The 17,730-nt window shown below is 38.9% G+C and carries 17 protein-coding genes and 1 tRNA gene; 5 read left to right on the forward strand and 13 right to left on the reverse strand.

The genetic code is table 11. From position 1 onward, the window contains the following. Window positions 1-245: 245 nt before the first annotated feature. From VCM39_RS06445 to VCM39_RS06455, 3 genes are all read right to left on the reverse strand, one after another. Window positions 246-1,622: a sulfatase gene (locus VCM39_RS06445; protein ID WP_289291281.1), complete on the reverse strand. Its 1,377-nt coding sequence runs from the start codon at window positions 1,620-1,622 to the stop codon at window positions 246-248. A gap of 318 nt (window positions 1,623-1,940) precedes the next feature. Then, complete coding sequence (locus VCM39_RS06450) at window positions 1,941-2,165, reverse strand: winged helix-turn-helix domain-containing protein (RefSeq protein ID WP_221650438.1); 225 nt, start codon at window positions 2,163-2,165, stop codon at window positions 1,941-1,943. A gap of 204 nt (window positions 2,166-2,369) precedes the next feature. Next, window positions 2,370-2,443 (reverse strand) — tRNA-Thr (locus VCM39_RS06455). 142 nt (window positions 2,444-2,585) lie between these two features. On the opposite strand from VCM39_RS06455, the gene VCM39_RS06460 reads away from it, so the two are divergent. Both VCM39_RS06460 and VCM39_RS06465 read left to right on the forward strand, forming a co-directional pair. Further along, on the forward strand, window positions 2,586-3,191 hold the full coding sequence (locus VCM39_RS06460; RefSeq protein WP_221650437.1) for a TlpA family protein disulfide reductase: 606 nt from the start codon (window positions 2,586-2,588) through the stop codon (window positions 3,189-3,191). 90 nt (window positions 3,192-3,281) lie between these two features. Further along, window positions 3,282-5,141, forward strand: a complete 1,860-nt coding sequence (locus tag VCM39_RS06465; protein ID WP_323674037.1) for an SLC13 family permease — start codon at window positions 3,282-3,284, stop codon at window positions 5,139-5,141. 87 nt (window positions 5,142-5,228) lie between these two features. Here VCM39_RS06465 and VCM39_RS06470 read toward each other — a convergent pair whose 3' ends face one another. After that, window positions 5,229-5,960, reverse strand: coding sequence for a class I SAM-dependent methyltransferase (locus VCM39_RS06470; RefSeq protein WP_122200726.1), 732 nt, complete (start codon window positions 5,958-5,960; stop codon window positions 5,229-5,231). Window positions 5,961-6,055: 95 nt separating this feature from the next. Between VCM39_RS06470 and VCM39_RS06475 the strand changes: the two genes are divergently transcribed. Beyond that, window positions 6,056-6,244, forward strand: a complete 189-nt coding sequence (locus VCM39_RS06475; RefSeq protein WP_002561340.1) for a hypothetical protein — start codon at window positions 6,056-6,058, stop codon at window positions 6,242-6,244. Window positions 6,245-6,332: 88 nt separating this feature from the next. Here VCM39_RS06475 and VCM39_RS06480 read toward each other — a convergent pair whose 3' ends face one another. From VCM39_RS06480 to VCM39_RS06505, 6 genes are all read right to left on the reverse strand, one after another. Continuing rightward, window positions 6,333-6,707, reverse strand: coding sequence for a VOC family protein (locus tag VCM39_RS06480; RefSeq protein ID WP_002561341.1), 375 nt, complete (start codon window positions 6,705-6,707; stop codon window positions 6,333-6,335). 93 nt (window positions 6,708-6,800) lie between these two features. Then, the gene (locus tag VCM39_RS06485; RefSeq protein WP_303071015.1) at window positions 6,801-7,871 is read right to left on the reverse strand and encodes a DUF4468 domain-containing protein; all 1,071 of its coding nucleotides are present in this window, start codon (window positions 7,869-7,871) and stop codon (window positions 6,801-6,803) included. An 11-nt stretch (window positions 7,872-7,882) separates the two neighbouring features. Continuing rightward, complete coding sequence (locus VCM39_RS06490) at window positions 7,883-8,614, reverse strand: MBL fold metallo-hydrolase (RefSeq protein ID WP_221650435.1); 732 nt, start codon at window positions 8,612-8,614, stop codon at window positions 7,883-7,885. A 66-nt stretch (window positions 8,615-8,680) separates the two neighbouring features. Next, window positions 8,681-9,325 carry a pyridoxamine 5'-phosphate oxidase gene (pdxH, locus tag VCM39_RS06495; protein ID WP_322933902.1) on the reverse strand — a complete coding sequence of 215 codons (645 nt, stop codon included), beginning with the start codon at window positions 9,323-9,325 and terminating at the stop codon, window positions 8,681-8,683. Window positions 9,326-9,338: 13 nt separating this feature from the next. After that, complete coding sequence (locus VCM39_RS06500) at window positions 9,339-10,043, reverse strand: pirin family protein (RefSeq protein ID WP_221650433.1); 705 nt, start codon at window positions 10,041-10,043, stop codon at window positions 9,339-9,341. Window positions 10,044-10,103: 60 nt separating this feature from the next. Then, window positions 10,104-11,105 carry a 2-hydroxyacid dehydrogenase gene (locus tag VCM39_RS06505; protein WP_002561346.1) on the reverse strand — a complete coding sequence of 334 codons (1,002 nt, stop codon included), beginning with the start codon at window positions 11,103-11,105 and terminating at the stop codon, window positions 10,104-10,106. A gap of 345 nt (window positions 11,106-11,450) precedes the next feature. Between VCM39_RS06505 and VCM39_RS06510 the strand changes: the two genes are divergently transcribed. Then, window positions 11,451-12,971 carry a hypothetical protein gene (locus VCM39_RS06510; protein WP_322933903.1) on the forward strand — a complete coding sequence of 507 codons (1,521 nt, stop codon included), beginning with the start codon at window positions 11,451-11,453 and terminating at the stop codon, window positions 12,969-12,971. Between the two features lie 114 nt (window positions 12,972-13,085). Here the strand turns inward: VCM39_RS06510 and VCM39_RS06515 are convergent, their stop codons facing one another. Next, window positions 13,086-14,372 (reverse strand): DcaP family trimeric outer membrane transporter, encoded by a 1,287-nt coding sequence (locus VCM39_RS06515; RefSeq protein WP_322933904.1) that lies wholly within the window; start codon window positions 14,370-14,372, stop codon window positions 13,086-13,088. Window positions 14,373-14,618: 246 nt separating this feature from the next. Between VCM39_RS06515 and VCM39_RS06520 the strand changes: the two genes are divergently transcribed. Next, a complete protein-coding gene (locus VCM39_RS06520; protein ID WP_322933905.1) occupies window positions 14,619-15,119 on the forward strand; it encodes an RNA polymerase sigma factor in 501 nt (166 codons plus the stop codon). 246 nt (window positions 15,120-15,365) lie between these two features. Here VCM39_RS06520 and VCM39_RS06525 read toward each other — a convergent pair whose 3' ends face one another. Then, complete coding sequence (locus VCM39_RS06525; protein WP_221650430.1) at window positions 15,366-15,755, reverse strand: hypothetical protein; 390 nt, start codon at window positions 15,753-15,755, stop codon at window positions 15,366-15,368. 95 nt (window positions 15,756-15,850) lie between these two features. Next, window positions 15,851-16,813, reverse strand: a complete 963-nt coding sequence (locus VCM39_RS06530) for a hypothetical protein (protein WP_221650429.1) — start codon at window positions 16,811-16,813, stop codon at window positions 15,851-15,853. Between the last annotated feature and the right edge of the window lie 917 nt (window positions 16,814-17,730).

A 17,730-nucleotide genomic window follows, 5' to 3' on the forward strand; every position in this document is an offset into this window, starting at 1 on the left:
ACGAGCCTTGTATATAGAATTTTTTGAGTGAAGATAGTTGCTTATCCTTTGTTATAAATAAAAAAAATGGTTCGAATTGTAGAGTTCCAAAGCTATAAAATAGGAAGATGAGGTCAACATCTAATTGCTTGCTTTTTTCATTTGTTTATGAAACGGTGGCCAAATACTAAAGATTAAAAGCTGAACACAAAAAAACATTGTGCTCAGCTTTCAGCCTGAATGTAAGAGATTATATGATATTGGTTTTATTTTTTAAGTTTCTTTCCGGGGACATCGTGTAATTTCGGACGAGTTGGGCGGATATTATAGGTATTCATCCAATTTTCAAGAATATCACGATGCTTTTGTAACTCATTATTGTAAGTATTTTCCATTGTCAGGTTTCTTGTTTCGCCTCTATCTTCTTGCATGTCAAATAGTTGTTCACGATGATTCCCTTTATCGTAAAGTACATATTTATAACGTTTGCTACGTACCATCCAACCTCTGGTTTTGCTGCCATCAAACTGTGTTTCGGTGATGATATAGTCTTGATGCGGGCTTTGCGGGTTTCCTTCTTCCACAATTTTACGAAATGATTTTCCGGTTGCACCCTTTGGCATTTCAGCACCTGCCCAATCACAGATAGAAGCAAAGAAATCTATACCATTGCTGATGAGCTGAGGCAGTACTTTACCTGCATGCTTCTTACCTGGTAATGTGATGATGAGAGGAATATTAACCACTTCTTCATATAAGGCAGATTTCTGATTCCAGTGGTGAGCACCTATACCATCTCCATGATCGCTGGAGAAGATAACGACTGTATTCTTCCAAAGGTTGTTCTTGTCGATAGCATCAATAATTTTTCCGATTTCCTTGTCTACCTTTTCTACCAGGCGGTAGTAGTTATACCGATACATGCGCCAGTCCTCGGGGGTATAGTTAGCTGTAGGATATACATTATAGTTATTTGCTCTTTCGTTTTCTATGATATCAGCATCATAAGGACTTTTTGCAAAATTGGCGGGTAGGCCCGGACAATCCCGAATGTCGGGTGTGTCTATATTTCCATAAGGTAAATTCTGACTTCGTGCATATTCACAGATGTTGTGCGGGTTATCGTACGAAGCGACCAAAAAGAATGGCTTCTTGTGCTCGCGTGAAAGGTATTCGGCACAAGCTTCCGCCAATCCGTCATCGCTATGTTTATATATATTGTCGAAGCCATATTCCTTATCGGGTATATCAAGCAAAGGGATATGCCATTTGCCACCATAAGCACAATCGTATCCGGCATTTTTTATCAATGTACCCAATGTTTGGTTCTTGAGTGAATCGGGCATTGGTGAGCCGTTTACGGATAATCCTACTGCGCCGGGATAGTGGCCCGTAAACATTGCACCGCGTGAAGGGCCACTAAGGGGAGAGGTACAATAAGCATTGTTGAACATCACACCGGCAGCAGCCAACCTGTCAAGATTAGGAGTATGTAAATCCGGATTTCCGGCACAACTCATGGCATTGGCTGTTTGTTGGTCAGTGAAGATGTAGATAATGTTGGGGTGTTCGGCGGCAAAAGCCACAGAGGGGCATAACAAAGAGAGTGATGCCAGATACTTCATTGAAATAGGTTTTACCATGTTATTTAGTTTTGATAAATAAATCATCTTTGGGAGGATTATTTTCCTGATTGCTAAGTTACTCTTTTTTGTCTGTTTGGATTGATATTTATGTCCTTTTTGTTCAATGGAATGTTTATTAAGCTATCAATTTTGTGTGAATTACCTGTAATTTTGTGCAAATACCACTTCATTGCTATGTGACAGCCATTTTGAATGTGATTGGTATATGTCGTTAGAAGGAAGGTGCTATTCAAAAAGAAAGTGGTCTGTTACGGTAATATGTAACAGAATACACTTTCTTTTATTGAATTTGTAGCGGATTATTTCTTCGTGTTCTTATCCGAAACAGAAGTAATATTCCGAACCGTTACTGATGTAGAGGGTATCTTCTCTTTTTTCAATAAAGATACAGTTTTCTCTTGCCAGCCATCCGATAGCCAACATTACATCTTCAATAGCCAGATTGGTTATTGTACATAGTTCGTGAACGGAGATTTTCTTCATCTCGTTAAGTACCCGCCATACTTTGCCTGAATTTTCTCCAATTCTTGCTTTTTCCATAATGCAGATATATTTATTGTTTCCCTGATTATATAACAAAACAGAGGGGTGAAAAAGTCGGGTATAATGCTTCTGAATGAACACTATAAATGAAATAGCGGTTCTGATTTTGTAACTTTGAAACTAAATAGGTACGAAAAGTGGAAAAGTTTCGATAAATGAAAAACGTTTTCCGATATTCGGAAAACGTTTAAAAGATGAGTGAGCCTCTTGTCGGATTCGAACCAACGACCCCGAGATTACAAATCACGTGCTCTGGCCAACTGAGCTAAAGAGGCGTTTTCTGTTTTGCGGGTGCAAAGGTAATCATTTACTCCAAAATTCCAAATAAGGAAATGAAAAAAATAGGATGAAAATGCTATTTGATAAGTCATATGATTTGTTTACTTTTGCAAATCAATTAATTAGGTATAAAAGAAAATGAAGAAGATTTTTTTTAATGTGTCTTGTCTGGTCTTGTTGGTTACAGGCGTTTTAGCTTGTTCCGGACAGGGAAAAAAGGATAAAGAGAGTGCTGCTACGGATAGCGTATCGGTTGCTATAGGAAATAATAGTGCCGTACAGGCTGATAGTACGGGATACATTGTTAAGGTAGGAGAGATGGCTCCCGATTTTACGGTGACGTTGACCGATGGAAAACAGGTGAATCTTTCCACACTTCGTGGGAAGGTGGTAATGTTGCAGTTCACCGCCAGTTGGTGTGGTGTATGTCGTAAAGAGATGCCTTTTATTGAGAAAGATATCTGGTTGAAGCATAAGAATAATCCCAATTTTGCTTTGATCGGTATTGATCGTGATGAACCGTTGGATAAAGTACTTGCTTTTGCAAAAGCTACCGGAGTTACTTATCCGTTGGGACTTGACCCGGGAGCGGATATCTTTGCTAAATATGCACTTCGCGATTCGGGAATTACAAGAAATGTATTGATTGATCGTGATGGGAAGATTGTGAAGCTCACACGCTTGTATAATGAAGAAGAATTTGCCTCTTTGGTGCAAAAAATTGATGAAATGCTAAAGAAGTAGTTTTAAAAAGACAAAAGCCGGTGTTGACTGGCTTTTGTCTTTTTAAAACGAACGGAATACTTAAACTTTATTAATCCCTAAACTCATTTTATGGTTATAACTCTCATTATTTTAGTACTATCTGCAGCTTTTTTTATGAGTGGTAAGGTGCGTTCTGACCTCGTTGCTCTTTGTGCATTGATTTCTTTACTTATTTTCCAGATACTGACTCCTGAAGAGGCTCTTTCGGGCTTCTCCAATTCGGTAGTTATTATGATGGTAGGACTGTTTGTGGTTGGTGGGGCTATCTTTCAGACAGGGCTGGCAAAAATGATTAGTAGTAAGATATTGAAGCTGGCAGGTAAAAGTGAATTACGATTATTTTTATTGGTGATGTTGGTTACTTCTGCTATCGGAGCTTTTGTTAGTAACACAGGTACTGTAGCGCTGATGCTCCCCATTGTAGTGAGCCTGGCTGTCAGTGCGGGTATGAATCCCAGCCGCTTGTTGATGCCATTGGCTTTTGCAAGTAGCATGGGAGGTATGATGACTCTGATTGGTACACCACCCAACCTTGTGATTCAGAATACATTGACAAGTGCCGGATTTGAACCTTTGTCTTTTTTCTCTTTTTTACCTGTGGGTATCATTTGTGTAGTAGTAGGTACACTCGTGTTGTTGCCCCTTACCAAGTGGTTTCTTTCAAAGAAAGGAAAGAAACAGGATGGACTCTCTTCCGGGAAGTCATTGAACCAGTTGGTGAAAGAGTATGGGTTATCCAGTAATTTATTCCGTTTGCGTGCTGTTTCTACATCTGCATTGATAGGAAAAACAATTATCGATCTGGATGTACGGCGTAAATATGGACTGAATATTCTGGAGGTACGTCGTGGAGATGCTTCTCAAAATCGTTTTCTGAAAACGATTACACAAAAACTAGCCTCTCCTGATACCGTGATGCAGGCTGAAGATGTGCTTTATATTACAGGTGAGGTTGAGAATGTGGATCGGTTTGCTCAGGATTATCTGTTGGAAATGCTCGACGGGCATACAACAGAAGAAGCCGCAAAGGCTGATAAATCACTTGATTTTTATGATATTGGTATTGCTGAAATCGTATTGATGCCTTCTTCCAATTTATCGAATCGTACCGTGAAAGAGGCTGGTTTCCGCGATAAGTTTAATTTGAACGTGTTGGGTATCCGCCGTAAAAAAGAGTATATCCTGCAAGGACTGGGTAATGAGAAGATGCATAGTGGAGATGTACTTTTGGTGCAGGGTACCTGGCAGGATATAGCACGATTGAGTAAGGAAGATGCCGATTGGGTAGTGTTGGGTCAACCTTTGGATGAGGCAGCTAAAGTAACATTGGATTATAAAGCTCCTGTGGCGGCTGCTATCATGCTCCTGATGGTAGTGATGATGGTATTCGATTTTATCCCAGTGGCTCCTGTTACTGCGGTGATGATTGCAGGAGTATTAATGGTGCTTACAGGTTGTTTCCGAAATGTAGAGGCGGCTTATAAAACAATAAACTGGGAAACAATCGTATTGTTTGCAGGTATGCTTCCCATGTCGTTGGCATTGGAAAAAACGGGAGCGTCAGAATACATATCCAATAGCCTTGTCAGTGGATTGGGGAGCTATGGACCGATTGTTTTGATGGCAGGTATTTATTTCACTACCTCACTGATGACAATGTTTATCAGTAATACTGTGACGGCAGTATTGATGGCACCTATTGCCTTACAAAGTGCCTTGCAGGTAGGGGTTAGCCCCGTGCCCTTCTTGTTTGCTGTCACTGTAGCTGCCAGTATGTGTTTTGCATCTCCGTTCTCAACACCTCCCAATGCTTTGGTGATGCCGGCAGGGCAATATACGTTTATGGATTATATAAAAGTAGGATTACCACTTCAAATAATAATGGGGGTAGTGATGGTATTTGCATTGCCACTACTGTTTCCGTTTTGATAATGTGCCAATATGATAATATGCCAATGTGCCAATTGGCTGTGCTATTACACTGCGCAGCAATTGGCACATTGGCATATTGGCACATTAACACATTATTAATTTAGCCAGATAATCGTAATGCTTTCCTTCTTTGACAAGCTCGGCTTTGAAACCATATTCAGCAGCATAGAGGCTGAGAGTCTGGAAATCGATATATAGCCAGTCGAATGAGTCTCCTTTAATATCTTTATATTGCATTTGAAAATCAATCTCACCATAGTAGTCTCCGGCAAGGTCTATTTCAAAACTACCATCTTCGTCTTCAAAAAGATAGCGTAAATCACTTGAGTCCATTAATATACAGCCGCCCGGGCGAAGTAACATTTTCATTCTCCGGAAAAAAGCAGGCATATTTTCCAGTCGTCCGATGATACCGGATCCATTCATCAACATTAGGATTGTATCGAATGTGTCAACAAACTGTTCATCGAACAAATTAATAAGTCGGGCGTTAGTAACACCACGTTGTTTCATTACCTCTACAGACAACGGGGAAATGTCGATAGCACATACTTCTTTCCCCATTTCCTGAAGAGCGATGGCATGGCAACCACTTCCGGCACCAACATCGAGAATACTTCCGTTTGCCAGTTGCAGAGCGGTGCGTTCAAGCAATGGCATTGTTTTGGCATTACGAAAAAGCTGTCTTACGGGGATTTCGTCTTCATCGAACTGTGATGAGAATACTTGTAAGCGGTTAGCCTTATGATGATTGAAATAGTCGGCTATGGCAGCTCCCATAGGATCTTTGTCTGTTGTGAGTAAGGTTGTTTCCATTACGTCGTTATTGGTTGTTAAGGAAGCAAAGATAGATAATTCGGAGAAAAGGATTATCTTTGTACATTGAAAATATGAATTAAAGAAGTAAGATTATGAGCTTAGAAGATGCAATGATGGGTGGTATCGTTTTTAAAGGGAAGAAAGACGGTCCTAAAAAAGAGGAAGATAAGGTGAAGACGAAAGCTAAGAAAACAACTTATATTAAAGGAACCCATGGCTCTGGCGCTGCAAAAATGAAGGCGGAAATAAGAAGGAAAAGGGCGGGAAGACATAAGAAATAGTTATTTAGTTGACAGTGGACAATTGACAGTTGACAGTTAGCTGCGCATCATGCCACATTGTAACTGTCCACTGTCCACTGTCAATTGTTCACTGTGGTAATATTTCAATCCAGTAATCGTCCGGATCATTTATGAAATACAATCCCATAGCTGTATTTTCAAAGCATACGCAGTTCATCTCTTTGTGATACTGACGGATGGCATCATAATCGCCAGCTACGCGAAAGCAAAGATGGCTTTCGTTTTCTCCTAATTCATAAGCCTCTGTATGTTCTTTCAACCAGGTAAGTTCCAGTAGGAATCCGGTCGTATTATCAGTGAGATAAACCAATATGAATGAGCCGTCTTTAGCCTCTTTACGATGATGTTCTTTCAGGCCGAGCGCTTTTTCATAAAATGCGATACTGCGCTCTAAATTGGTTACATTGATGTTGAAGTGATCAAATCTGCTTTTTATTTCCATATTTAATAATGTGATAATTTGCTAATATGCCAATGTGCCAATTGCTGTGCAGGGTAATAGCGCAGCCAATTGGCATATTGGCACATTGAATAATTATTTAATCCAGGCTTTTACAATTTCTCCTGCATATGTACGTGGTTGCCCTTCCAGTGGAGCTTGTGACGGGAGTTTCTTGCATTCAAGAATTACCGAAGGCTCTGTCTGGTTAGAAGGATAGAATCTTACAGAGTAAGTTTCTGCTTTCTCTATCTGTTCGTTGGACTGATCGGGAGAGAATATGGTGAAAACAACAGGTTTACCGTCCATTTTTCCTAATGAACCACCTGCATTGGCAGTCATCATCGTCATGTTGAATGCATCTTTACCAATAGCAATTACAAGTTTGCCTGCACCCATCTGAATGGCACTGGCCGGTACCTGTGAAGGTGCTACTTCCGTATAACCGGGTATGCTACCTGATGCAGACGGAGTGGCACTTGCAGACGGGGTGGCAACAGTAACGGGTGTTGCCGGAGTGATAACTACCGGTCCGGGAGCTGTTACTGCTTTTTTCGTAGTCTGTACTTCAGGTTCTACTGCTTCTGCTGCTCCTAATGCCCGGGCTGCACTGGCAAATAGATCATCTGCAAAGTCTACTGTCTTTTTACGCCATTTGGCCAGACCGCGTATCAACTTGGTCTTTGATTTGTTGAGTGCATATTTATCAGTAATCCACTCTTCGGCGGTATATCTTTCGGTTTCACGATAACTGAAACGTATCTTTTCTATTTCCATCAGGCACTGACCGGGTTTGCAGGTTACAGTAATCTGATAGTTTGTCAGTGTGCGGTCTAATGACAAGGCACTCGATCTGAATACGATCCATTCTTCGCCAATTCCCGCTATCATTCCTTTTTCTTTGTCCCAGTAAGCAATACGGCTTCCCTGGTTTTTATTCTCTTTCAGCCTGTTTTCCATCCATTTCATCATTCTGTCGAATATCTGATCCTGTGACATACCTGGTATGCTGAATTCTTTGGAAAATACAACTTTTCCATCTACTTCGGGAACCGCACCAACAAGGTATCTGCTGTCGTCGTTGTCATCTTTATCTTTCTGTGCCATGATACTTACCGGCAGGCAGAGAAGAAATAATACAAGAAAAAAGTGTGTTAATCTGTTCATAATTCTATGTTTTATTTAGTAATATCAAAAGTTTCTCCTCGGTGAGTGATGTTGATAAAATGGCATCCATTGGCCTCTGCTATGTTTCGGAAAGCATTTCCTCCCTCATAATCTTCACTGAAGTGCATGGGTACAAATATAGTAGTTTTTATTTGTTCAATGAATTGTTTGGCTCCTTTCATGTAATCTTTTCCCATTCGCCGGTCTACCGGAAATAAGACGAGGTCAATGGCAGGAGCTTGTTGCTTCAGATATTTCACTTCTGCCAGAAAATCGCCATTCGCTTTACGTATTTCCTCTTCGGTAGATTCTTCACTCCAATGCCAATTGTTGAGATCGCCGGCATGGAATATATGCATAGCTTGCAGGTGAATGAGGAAAGAAATTCCCACGTCTGTCGAGCCGAATGCGTCAATTCTCAAAGCATCATCCTCATAGCTTTCTCCTTTATTAATATAAATAGCATCTTCCTGCTTGGCGCGACGATGTTTCAGGATATCTTTTGAGAAAATATAGATGATGTCCGGACGTTGTTCTTTCCACGTCAGTATCTCGCGATTAAAATGATCGGGATGGAAATGGGTAGAAAGAACATATAGCTTACCGGGTTTCTCCAATAGATAGTCATGTACGATTCCCCGGTTTCGTTCTGTTTCTGACGAATCTTTATAATAATCAATAATAAGGGTTACACCTTCGGCTTCGATGGCAAAACCACTGTGGTAGATATAATCCAGTTTCATGGGTTAATGGTTTAGGAATGCAATATTACATATTCTTCTCATTACAAACAAGAAAAAGTAAGAAAATCAAGGAGCCAGACGTGTTACTTTCCAGGTTCCGTCTTTCTGTAGCGTATACAGAAAACGGTCATGTAGCCTGTTGGGCCTGCCTTGCCAGAATTCTATCCGGGTAGGAGTGACGGCATATCCTCCCCATTGCTGCGGGCGTTCCACTTCTTTGCCTATCCATTGTGCTGCTTCTTTCACGAAGCTTCGTATTAACTGCATCCGGCTTTTGATGGGCTGGCTTTGTGGAGAGATACGGGCCCCGATACGGCTTTTATATGGACGGTTTTTAAAATATTCATCCGATTCATGAGCCGGAACTTTGGCTGCAATGCCTTCTATATGCACCTGCCTTTCCAGCTGATGCCAGATGAATGACAAAGACACGCGTGGATTATTTGCCAGATGCCTGCCTTTACGGCTTTCATAATTCGTGTAGAATATGAACTTGCCATTATGAAGGTCTTTCAATAAAACGGTTCGTGTCGAGGGTTGTCCTTCGGGCGACACAGTGCCTACAACCACTGCAGTAGGTTCGTCTACTTTGGCATCAATGGCTTCCTGGAGCCAGCGGTTAAACAGCAAAAGCGGATTGTCGGGAAGTTCACTTTCCTTCAATCCGCCTTTGGTGTATTCTTGCCGGATGCCGGCGAGATTTATTTCCATGATTTTAATGCTATTACATTGGAACTTCTATTAACAGAATATGTGAGTCTTTCAGAGTCTCAAGCTCAAAACTGTTGGTGTCATAGATACCCATGCCGTCCCGGCGTTGCATCACTGTACCATCCACTACTATCTCTCCTTCAATAAGGAAAATGTAAACTCCTCCGTGAGTCTGATGCAGATGATAACCTAACTTTTTACCGGCTTCCACTTTACCGATGGAGAACCATGTATCCTGTAGTAGTGAGGCGGGAGTACTACCGTCAGGTGATACAATCAGTGACAGTTCATTTTTTCGTTCCAGTTCGCGGATACTGTAATCATTGTAAGCAGGATGTGTATTCCGTTCGCGTGGCATGATCCAGATCTGCAGGAATTCCACAGGTTCCGTTTTGCTACCATTTATTTCACTATGGAAGATACCCGTACCGGCACTCATTACTTGTATATCGCCCACAGTAATCACCCGGTTGTTCTTCTTACTGTCTCCGTGTTCCAGTTTTCCTTTCAGGGGGATAGATACAATCTCCATATTCTTGTGAGGATGTGTCTGGAAGCCTTCTCCCGGAGCAACACGATCATCATTCAACACCCGTAACGCACCAAAATTGATACGTTCCGAGTCAAAATATTCATCAAAACTAAATGTATGGTGACTATCCAGCCAATCGTAGCGTGAACGTCCGCGGGTATCCGCTTTATGTATTACCTTTTTCATTATTTCTCCTTGGTTTATAAGTTTATATATACAGTCAACAGTTGCGGATAACGAAAGGTTCTATTTCTTCACTTCATTTAGCAAGGGTTTATGATTTATAAAATCACGGATATTTTGTAAAGTGGTCGTTGCAATATTTCCTAATGCCTCTTTGGTGAAGAAAGCCTGATGAGAGGTCACGATTACATTATTGAATGATAGCAAGCGTGCCAGCACATCATCATCGATGATACGGTCGGACTTATCTTCGTAGAAATATTCACCTTCTTCTTCATAAACATCCAGTCCGGCAGAACCTACCTTCTTATTTTTTAAACCTTCTATAAGCGCATTGGTGTGGATGAGTTGCCCACGTCCGGTATTGATAATCATTACTCCGTCCTTCATCTTGCTGATAGAGTAATCGTTGATCAGATATTTGGTTTGTTCGGTAAGCGGACAATGCAGTGAAATAATATCCGAGCTATGATACAGTTCGTCCAATGAAGTATATACTACCTGGTTTTCACGGGCGAAGTTATAATCCGGATAGAGATCATATGCCAGTATATTCATTCCGAATCCGCGTAGGATATGAATCAGTATTTTAGCTATTTTTCCCGTACCGATGATACCGGCAGTTTTTCCATGCATGTCAAAGCCCATAAGCCCGTGCAGGGAGAAGTTTCCGTCGCGGGTACGCCAGGAAGCACGTGGTATTTTACGGTTGAGTGATAACATGAGTGCTACGGTATATTCTGCTACAGCATAGGGAGAGTAGGCAGGAACACGTAATACGGTTATTCCGTTGTCGGCCGCAGCATCGAGGTCCACATTGTTATATCCGGCACATCTTAGCGCCAGGAGTTTTACGCCATTGGCTGCCAGTGTGCGGATGACTTCTGCGTCAGCTGTATCATTAACGAAGATACAGACGGCATCCACACCTTGGGTTAATAACACATTGTTCTTGTTCAGATGTCCTTTGAAATAACGTATTTCATATCCGAACTCTTTATTTTTTTCGTTGAATGAAGTCTCATCATAGGGCTTTGTACCAAAAAATGCGATTGTATATGCCATAATTTCTATGTTTATTATCTATAATAACACTGGAAAACCTCAATAAGTTCGTATCTGTTATCTTGCTTTTAAAAGTTCTATTTTAACAGTGTGTTAAATACCTATTTAAGTCACTGTGAAAATGCATAGTTTATACTTCAAAAGTACTATACTTTGCATCACTAAAGATGGATAGTTTGTCCGTATGTTAATATTGTTAATTGGGCTTTGATGCGTTTGTTACAAACGAAACTATTTTGTTTTTTCATCAAATACTTCTTATTAGTGAAATTAAATGCACAAAGATGCTTCTTGTGTGCAATATTATTGTACCTTTGCGCCCGAAATAACTTAAAAAAGATTTAAATGAGAAAATTATCTTTGATTAGCATTGTGTTGCTGATCGTTTCAATTCCAACTTTTGCGGGAGGTCTCCTGACAAATACTAATCAGCATGTTTTATTTTTAAGAATGTTGGCTCGTGATGCTTCAACAGATATTGATGCTGTATATTCCAATCCTGCCGGTCTGGCTTTTATGGAAGATGGATTTCATCTCTCTTTTAATGGTCAGAGTGCGTTTCAGACGAGAACAATAACTTCTACGTTTGCTCCATTTGCCGGCTTCGGTGGAAATGCTACTAAAGAATATAAGGGCGAAGCTTCTGCTCCGTTTGTCCCCAGTTTTTTTGCTGTATATAAAAAAGGTGACTGGGCATTCTCAGGAAGTTTTGCCGTGACAGGAGGTGGTGGTAAGGCTACCTTTAATGAAGGGCTTGGCTCTTTTGAGTCTCAGGTATCTGTCATTCCAATGGCGATGAAAGCAGCTGGAGCGAGCTTAGTAAGTGGAGGATTGCTTCCTGAAAATCCGTTTGCAAATACGAATAAGTATTCTGTAGATAGTTATATGCGTGGAAAACAGATGATTTTTGGTCTTCAATTGGGAGCCACCTATAAAATAACAGATTATCTGTCTGTTTTTGGTGGACTACGTATGAATTATGTAAGTAATGGGTATGAAGGACATATTCGTGACATTCAGGCTAATATAGGCGATAAAATGGTGAATTTGAACCAGACGTTTACTGCCTATGCAGACCAGTTTAATAAACTGGCGGCAGCAGCGGAAGTTGCCGGACAACCTGAAGCGGCAAAAAAGTATGCAGCAGCTGCTGCAATGGCTAATAAGTATGCGAAAAATACTCAAGATAAATATTTGGATTGCGACCAGACCGGTTGGGGAGTAACACCTATTATTGGTGCTGACTTTAAGATGAACAAATGGAATGTTGGTGTGAAATATGAGTTTAATACCAAACTGAATGTAGAGAATAAAACACGTGTGGATGATACTAAGTTATTTGCTCCGGGTGTAAACACTCCACATGATATTCCAAGTTTATTAACTGTTGGTGTGTCTTATGAAATTCTTCCTGTGCTTCGTGCTTCTGTAGGTTATCATCATTTCTTCGATACTCATGCTAAGATGGCCGATGCTACTAATCTAATTACTGGAGAAAGAACCGGGAAACAGCATTTCATAGATAAAGGTACTAATGAATATCTGGCTGGTATCGAATGGGATGTATGCAAATGGGCACAAATCAGTGCCGGTATGCAACGCACAAAATATGGTGTGGAAGATAGTTATCAAAGTGATATGAGCTTTGCTGTAAGTTCTTACTCTTTTGGTTTTGGTGCCGGTTTCAATATCGCTAAAAACCTGAAGTTGAATATAGCTTACTTCTGGACTGATTATGAAGATTATACAAAGAATTGGAGTGACTATAACGGGATTTCTGCTTTGGCAGGACAAGCCATTCCGGGAACAGATGTTTTCTCACGTACCAATAAAGTATTCGGTATCGGTCTTGACTATAAGTTCTAAATAACACGAACTAATTCTCTTATATATAAATAAAAGGAGATTTCTCTGCTACTTCTATTGAGAAGGCGGTGAAATCTCCTTTTTCGTTTTTATAGAGATGAAATATTTTCTTTTTTAGAAAGAATACTGTACCAACAGATTCATACGGTTCGCATTGCGGGTATCATCATTAAAATCCGTGCGCCATCCTCTCAGATACTCGGCACCTACCTGTAGGTTGCTGGTTACATTCCAGAATAAATTAGCTACCAGATACTGTCCTTTACGATATGCTTCCGGATTTTCACTTGGATATCCATGTTCGGAGTAAAGTCTTGACAAACTATAAGTCCCTGATACAAACATATTCTTGCATAAATTGTATTGTACTCCTGCATACCATCCGAGCATAGGAAGTGCTTGCATTTTGCCCTCTTTCTCCGGATTTGGAACAAGGTCTACATTCAGATTGCTAAGATCGTTGAGAAACTGCCCGATTCCCTTTCCATAATTAAACTGTCCGAATAGTTGCCATTTCGGAGTAACAGCAAATGTGGTGGATGCCTGCAATCCGAATCCGGTGGTGGAATAGGCTTTCTGATAAACATCACTTGAATAAGTCATACTGCGAAGAATAGCTGCCAGGCGGATGTGGCTGTTCTTATTCCAGTTGTATTGAGCAGAAGTGGCAAAGTCCGGCATACGTTGTGTGCTGATAGACAGTTTGTCGGTGGTTGTTCCGTCTACCGAAGGCATCTCGGCAGCAATACCGAATTTCCAGTTCTTCAATCCGCTATACATATAACTTAACTGAGTGGTACGATAGAATGCAGAACCGTTAGGCCCGGCAAAGTCTATGGTAGGGGGAAGTGCTGCTAAATCCATAAATGAACCATAGCTGTATCCTAATGTAAATCCTAAGAATGAAGCGTATGCATTCTGGAGTTCAAATGTTTTTCCATTTCCCCGGAAGTTTCCTGCAGTGTAGACAACAAAGTCTCCCAGATTCTTGGTATGCCCTACCAGCTTTAAAAATAGGGTAGAAGTGGTAGCATCCATCTGAAACTGATTTCTTGCATAATCCGTCCCTCTGTTGGGTATAAGTGCCGGATAGAAATCTACATCTTTAACGATACCTCCGAAGTCATATTCTGCCGTAGCACGTACGTATCCTCCAATACCGAGGGCAAACTTCCCTTTTTGATCTGTCAGCAAGAAGCGGGGAGCTTTGGGTTCGTGAAAGCGTCTAAGTTGTGTCTCCTCCATGATTCGGATAATCTCATCTCCGGCTTTATCCCTTGAGACAAACATGATAGAGTTTGGCTCTTTATCTTCAATGATTACTTTTTTCTGGGCATTTGCGCAGAGTGGGAGTAGTCCCATTCCAAGTAGCAGCGCTACTGTTCTAAATGTTGTTTCCATTATAAGTTAAGTTTTAGGTGAATGTGCAAAGAACAACTAAAATTTGAAAAGGTTGAGACATCTTTGCCAAAAAAGCGAAGATAAGCTGCACCTTGGCATAAAAAATGAACTCGTTCATTTTATTCTGCTCTCGGTTTGCATTATCTTTGGGAAAAATAGACAAATATTGCGGAAGTATTGCCATAGGTAAATTCTTTTAGAAACCTCATCTTTGCATTCAGTAATAATTTGAATAATAAAACCACAATGGATAAACTGACAAATAAAATAGTAGGGATGGAATCAGAGTTGCGTCACTTTGCTCTCAAGCTGACTGCCGATCAGGATTCGGCTAATGATTTGGTGCAGGATTGTATGTTGAAAGCTCTGGATAATAAGGAGAAGTTTGTTCATGCGCAAAACTTTAAGGGCTGGATGTACACAATCATGCGTAATCTTTTTATTAATAATTATCGTCGGGTTACGCGTGAAATGTCTATGATGGATGATAGTTATAGCATTGGCCGTCAGAATCTGTTGGAGGTAGAAGATGGAGAACGTTTTGAATATGCTTATGATCTGAAGGAACTTCATAAAGTGATTAATGCGGTACCGGAATCTATGCGAAAACCTTTTCTCATGTACGTTGCCGGATTCAAATACAATGAGATCGCAGAGAAAATGGGGCTTCCGATTGGTACGATAAAAAGTCGTTTGTTCTTTGTGCGTAAAAGGTTGCAGAGGGAATTGAAAGAATTTGGTAAATAATAATTAAAGATGCATTGTCGGTGTTTATAACTGCTGATTTTTTGTGTTGGAAAATCGGCACGGATTAATTCTATGTCATATTGTTCTGCACGTTTGTTCCACGCTTTTATATACATATTTCCTGTTTGTATCTACGATGTTACTATTTTGGGTGAGTTGTAGTATGGATTTATTGAGCTAATTTTTGTTGGAGTTAATTCGTATGAGGGGAATATATTCATTTATAAGTATTGGTAACTATAATTGTTAATTATGAAATATGGATTCTATTTTTTTTACGTCCCACAACAGTAAAGAATCATACGAAAAACAAAAATCTTCATAATCATTGAATAATTTGTATTTATTATTAGAAGTATCAATAATAAGTGTATATTGAGGAGCTTCGTATGTTATCAGCCCTTCTCCCCAATTATATATTTCTTCTTGTATATTCTTTGATATTGATTGTTTGAGATTATTTTTTTGTTCAATGAAAACATAGACATCGTTTAATCTAAAATATTTTGTGTATTTTATCAATGTGTCTCCTTCTTGATAAACATTAGAGTCTATTGTGTAAATGCAATAATTACCTTTAGAAGGTTGTTCAATTACCATTAAGTAAGATATTACAGAAATTTCTTTCTGTATCATCCTTTCTTGGTAAGAAAGTTTGGTACATACTTCTTTAATAATTTCATCTGTATTAGTTGTACAACTAATACAGATGAAAAGAAACAATAATATATTCAGAATTTTATAGCAGATTTTTTCCATTTTCCATTAGGATAATATTGAGTTATTCCATCTCTTTTAGATAGTATATAATAAGAGTGTTTGTCATCATTTTTTATATTGGAAATATCTTTTTTCGAAGGAGTTCCTAAACCACCTCGTCCATCTTTTGAACCAGGGTGAGTGTGAATGTTAAAATCTTTTTCTCCTAAATATCCAACTCTTTCCTTTTTACCATAAAAATCTTTAGATGTCATATATTCAACACCATTTTCTTTAATTGTTTTATTGAAAACCCATGGAGAAACTGCAAGTCCTTCACCTACACTTGTTTTATATCCCCATGCCGACATCTCAATATTGGAATTGAATGATAAAAATTTGATGGTGCTAATACCTTCATTTAAATGAGCTTCACTAAATACGAGTCCTGATTTTGAAATATCATCAAAATAATCTCCTAAAAGAATTCCTTTTGAGATATCTAAATAATTATCTTTATCTGTAACGGTAAATTCATTTTCTTTATTGAAGTTTCCTATCATTATTCTATCATAGTCATCATCCGTATGTTGAGTTATTGATAGTTGTCCTGTATTAATATCAAACCCATATACATCTTTTCCATCTGGGTCAATAAGTTTAACTGGATTATTCATACAATATACATAAGGACTAATTGAATAATACTTCTCACAATGTGGATCTATTGACATACTCTGTAATTCAGGCTGCAATTCTATCAATGAATCTGTATTATTTTCTACAAATCCGACCACTTCATTTGTTTTCGTATTAAAAAATACATCACCTATCTCTACAATTTCCTCTTGATCGTGAAATTCTTTCTTTTCTCCGAAAGTATATACATCAGCTTTATAGCCCAAGCGGAGAAAAGGATTTCCTTCGGAATGTTGCGCTTGTAACTTAGAACAAACTGCAACTATTAAAACGATGAACCCTATAAAATTCTTCATATCTGTATTGTATTTAAGATTATTATTTCATTGCTTTTCCCATTTCAGCACTCATAGGAGTCATGTAAGGTTTGTTGTAACGTGCTTACTTTTAATGTATTACTATTTATGTAGTAATCACTCAAAATAGCACGGCAGGTAAGTTTCAGATATACCATACGTCTTTATCATTTTGTATCTTCATAAATGAATGCTGGAGAACCGAAGATAAATAAGCTTTAACACCCAATATTCGCAATGTTAAGAAATTATTCTGAATTAATCAAGAGATATTCTATCTTTTTTACTCTATTTATATAAATAATTACGCAACTATATACTTTATTGTACCAACGATTGTGTATAATGACTGGTTGGACTTTAATGTGCCAATCTGCGACTTAGCAGATTGGCATTATTAAAACCACATCAGTCGTTATTGAAATCATTTTCAAATTTCATTTTACCGTTAATTTTAATTATATTTGCAGATAAATACGAATAGATATCAATCTTACAAACAATTATTATGGAAACATTACGACGCCAACGGAGAAATAATAAAAAGCACAGTTCGCCATCAGATTGGGATAGAAAACTAAAGTGAAAGGGATGAAGATTATCTTGATTTTTTTGATGATTAATCTCTTTATAAAAACTGTACAGTACATTGCTACACATTCAAACCACCTCATAAAATGGACTTTTACAATGCTATACTTTATCTGTATTCGCCTAATGTTCAAGATGTATTGAATATTATAAACACAGCAATACATTCAGAACATAATTTAGATTTAGATAATGAGGTAATACATACAGGATTCTATTGCCTAAACCATAACGGAAAAAGATTTGGTTTTCTTTATAGCTTAACATCCCAATCATTATATTACCAAATTGATACAATAATGTCTTATCCATTAGGTACTTTATTC

This window comes from Bacteroides mucinivorans (genome assembly GCF_034654355.2).
In the GTDB taxonomy this organism is placed as follows: domain Bacteria; phylum Bacteroidota; class Bacteroidia; order Bacteroidales; family Bacteroidaceae; genus Bacteroides; species Bacteroides nordii.

Bases quoted from the DNA above. Each gene is read 5' to 3' on its own strand.
- VCM39_RS06445 (WP_289291281.1), bottom strand. From the start codon at position 1,622: ATGGTAAAACCTATTTCAATGAAGTATCTGGCATCACTCTCTTTGTTA.
- VCM39_RS06450 (WP_221650438.1), bottom strand. From the start codon at position 2,165: ATGGAAAAAGCAAGAATTGGAGAAAATTCAGGCAAAGTATGGCGGGTA.
- VCM39_RS06460 (WP_221650437.1), top strand. From the start codon at position 2,586: ATGAAGAAGATTTTTTTTAATGTGTCTTGTCTGGTCTTGTTGGTTACA.
- VCM39_RS06465 (WP_323674037.1), top strand. From the start codon at position 3,282: ATGGTTATAACTCTCATTATTTTAGTACTATCTGCAGCTTTTTTTATG.
- VCM39_RS06470 (WP_122200726.1), bottom strand. From the start codon at position 5,960: ATGGAAACAACCTTACTCACAACAGACAAAGATCCTATGGGAGCTGCC.
- VCM39_RS06475 (WP_002561340.1), top strand. From the start codon at position 6,056: ATGAGCTTAGAAGATGCAATGATGGGTGGTATCGTTTTTAAAGGGAAG.
- VCM39_RS06480 (WP_002561341.1), bottom strand. From the start codon at position 6,707: ATGGAAATAAAAAGCAGATTTGATCACTTCAACATCAATGTAACCAAT.
- VCM39_RS06485 (WP_303071015.1), bottom strand. From the start codon at position 7,871: ATGAACAGATTAACACACTTTTTTCTTGTATTATTTCTTCTCTGCCTG.
- VCM39_RS06490 (WP_221650435.1), bottom strand. From the start codon at position 8,614: ATGAAACTGGATTATATCTACCACAGTGGTTTTGCCATCGAAGCCGAA.
- pdxH (WP_322933902.1), bottom strand. From the start codon at position 9,325: ATGGAAATAAATCTCGCCGGCATCCGGCAAGAATACACCAAAGGCGGA.
- VCM39_RS06500 (WP_221650433.1), bottom strand. From the start codon at position 10,043: ATGAAAAAGGTAATACATAAAGCGGATACCCGCGGACGTTCACGCTAC.
- VCM39_RS06505 (WP_002561346.1), bottom strand. From the start codon at position 11,105: ATGGCATATACAATCGCATTTTTTGGTACAAAGCCCTATGATGAGACT.
- VCM39_RS06510 (WP_322933903.1), top strand. From the start codon at position 11,451: ATGAGAAAATTATCTTTGATTAGCATTGTGTTGCTGATCGTTTCAATT.
- VCM39_RS06515 (WP_322933904.1), bottom strand. From the start codon at position 14,372: ATGGAAACAACATTTAGAACAGTAGCGCTGCTACTTGGAATGGGACTA.
- VCM39_RS06520 (WP_322933905.1), top strand. From the start codon at position 14,619: ATGGATAAACTGACAAATAAAATAGTAGGGATGGAATCAGAGTTGCGT.
- VCM39_RS06525 (WP_221650430.1), bottom strand. From the start codon at position 15,755: ATGATACAGAAAGAAATTTCTGTAATATCTTACTTAATGGTAATTGAA.
- VCM39_RS06530 (WP_221650429.1), bottom strand. From the start codon at position 16,813: ATGAAGAATTTTATAGGGTTCATCGTTTTAATAGTTGCAGTTTGTTCT.